The organism is Staphylococcus sp. B1(2026) (assembly GCF_058895785.1).
Genome location: NZ_JBZXTS010000094.1, coordinates 1 through 1745 on the forward strand (window position 1 = coordinate 1; position 1745 = coordinate 1745).

Annotated in this window: 2 protein-coding genes and 1 riboswitch; of the genes, one reads left to right on the top strand and one right to left on the bottom strand. The window is 28.4% G+C overall.

The window, feature by feature from the left end; genetic code table 11:
- Positions 1-9: 9 nt before the first annotated feature.
- Positions 10-894, bottom strand: coding sequence for a Cof-type HAD-IIB family hydrolase (locus tag AC5EAH_RS08025; protein WP_493494259.1), 885 nt, complete (start codon positions 892-894; stop codon positions 10-12).
- 98 nt (positions 895-992) lie between these two features.
- Positions 993-1094: riboswitch (TPP riboswitch) on the top strand.
- Between the two features lie 67 nt (positions 1095-1161).
- Between AC5EAH_RS08025 and thiT the strand changes: the two genes are divergently transcribed.
- Positions 1162-1737, top strand: a complete 576-nt coding sequence (thiT, locus tag AC5EAH_RS08030) for an energy-coupled thiamine transporter ThiT (RefSeq protein WP_493494260.1) — start codon at positions 1162-1164, stop codon at positions 1735-1737.
- Positions 1738-1745 lie beyond the last annotated feature (8 nt).

Here is a 1745-nt window from a genome sequence, read left to right on the forward strand (position 1 = left end):
GATTTTGAACTACGCAATAGATACTGAATTATTTTGATGTAATACTTCTTTAATAGCAAATGCAACACCACTCTCTATATTACTTGGGGCAATGAAATCAGCCGCTTCTTTTAAAATATCAATACCATTTGCCATGGCATAAGAACAGCCCGCAACTTCTATCATTGATAAATCATTTAAATTATCACCAATCGCCATTGTATTTGATAAATCTAATTGCTTATAATCACTATAAAATTTTAAAGCAATTCCTTTTTGAGCTTCTATATGTGTAATTTCTATATTAGAATGTCCAGAAGAACTAATCGCAATGTCTTTAACATCTGTTTTTAATCTTGTTAGAACATGATCATAATGTTGTTGATTATTAATCATACATAATAATTTTAAAATTATTTCATCTGATTCAGTTCTTAATTGATTATAGTTCGAGATTTCTTGTAAATTGCCTTGTGCTACTCTTTGATAAATACGTTGACTAATTTTTTCAACATCTGGTTGATGACCATTACTTTCTACCATACGACAATAATTTTCTATATCTTGTTCAATACTTGTTGTATATATTTTTTTATCTGTATAAATTTGAAAGAATACATTTTCTTCCATAAATATTTTAAAAAGTAAATCTAATTGTTGTGTATTAAATGCAGATTGTTTTAACACATTTCCTTCATTATCATAAATCATAGCACCATTTAAACAAATTGCTGCACAATTAATATTACTTTCTAATAATGGCATTGTTGTCTCAGCATAGGCACGACCTGTTGCTACAATAAATTCAACATTTTGTTGTTGTGCTTGTAAAATTGCTTGTTGATTTTCTTGAGAAATTATATGTTGTGTATCTAATAATGTACCATCCATGTCGCTTGCTATTAATCGAATCATTTTAAATATCCCCTCTTTACATTTATTTTATTATATCATTCAGTGTAAATATTTCAATGTTATTCCTTTGTATTTAATTCTATTTTATATTATACTAAAAGTGTCACAGGAGGAGCATTGTGCTGAGATTGGTTTAAGAACCTAAACTCTTATTACTTGAACAAGATAATACTTGCGTAAGGATGTGCCAGAACAATATACAGAATATAATCATTTTCTATTAATTGCTCTGTTACGACTTGAGCATAATTAATGGAGGTTTTTTTTATGTACAGAAATAAATATCAAATGATAATAGAGATTTCTTTGTTTGCTGCACTTGCTTTAATATTAGATATCTTTACTCAACCTTTAAAATTAGGTCCTTGGATTAGTTTAAGCTTTAAAATGTTACCTATTTTTATAGTTGCTTTTCGTTGGGGACTAAAGTCAGGTATGCTCAGTGGTTTAATATGGGGGTTACTACAAATTGTGTCGGGTCAAGCTAGTGGTGGAATTTTAACACCGCTTCAAGCTTTTATAGAATATTTTATTGCTTTCGCTATGATAGGTAGTGCTGGATTAATGAAACCATTTATTATCCAATCATATAAGAAAAATAACAAACTATTAATCACATCATATATTTTATTAGGTGTTATGATAGGTAGTGCTGGAAGATATTTTTGTCACTTTATAGCAGGTATTATTTTTTGGGGCCAATATGCACCTGAAAATATTTCACCTATTTATTATTCAGCAATAATTAATGGTACCTCATGGTTATCTGAAACGACATCCTGCGTAATTGTTTTATTTTTATTACAACCTTTAATGATGAAATTTATAAAAAATAAGAGTTAGTTTCACGT

Excerpts from the sequence above, each read along its gene's own strand:
- AC5EAH_RS08025 (WP_493494259.1), bottom strand. The coding sequence starts at position 894 with ATGATTCGATTAATAGCAAGCGACATGGATGGTACATTATTAGATACA.
- thiT (WP_493494260.1), top strand. The coding sequence starts at position 1,162 with ATGTACAGAAATAAATATCAAATGATAATAGAGATTTCTTTGTTTGCT.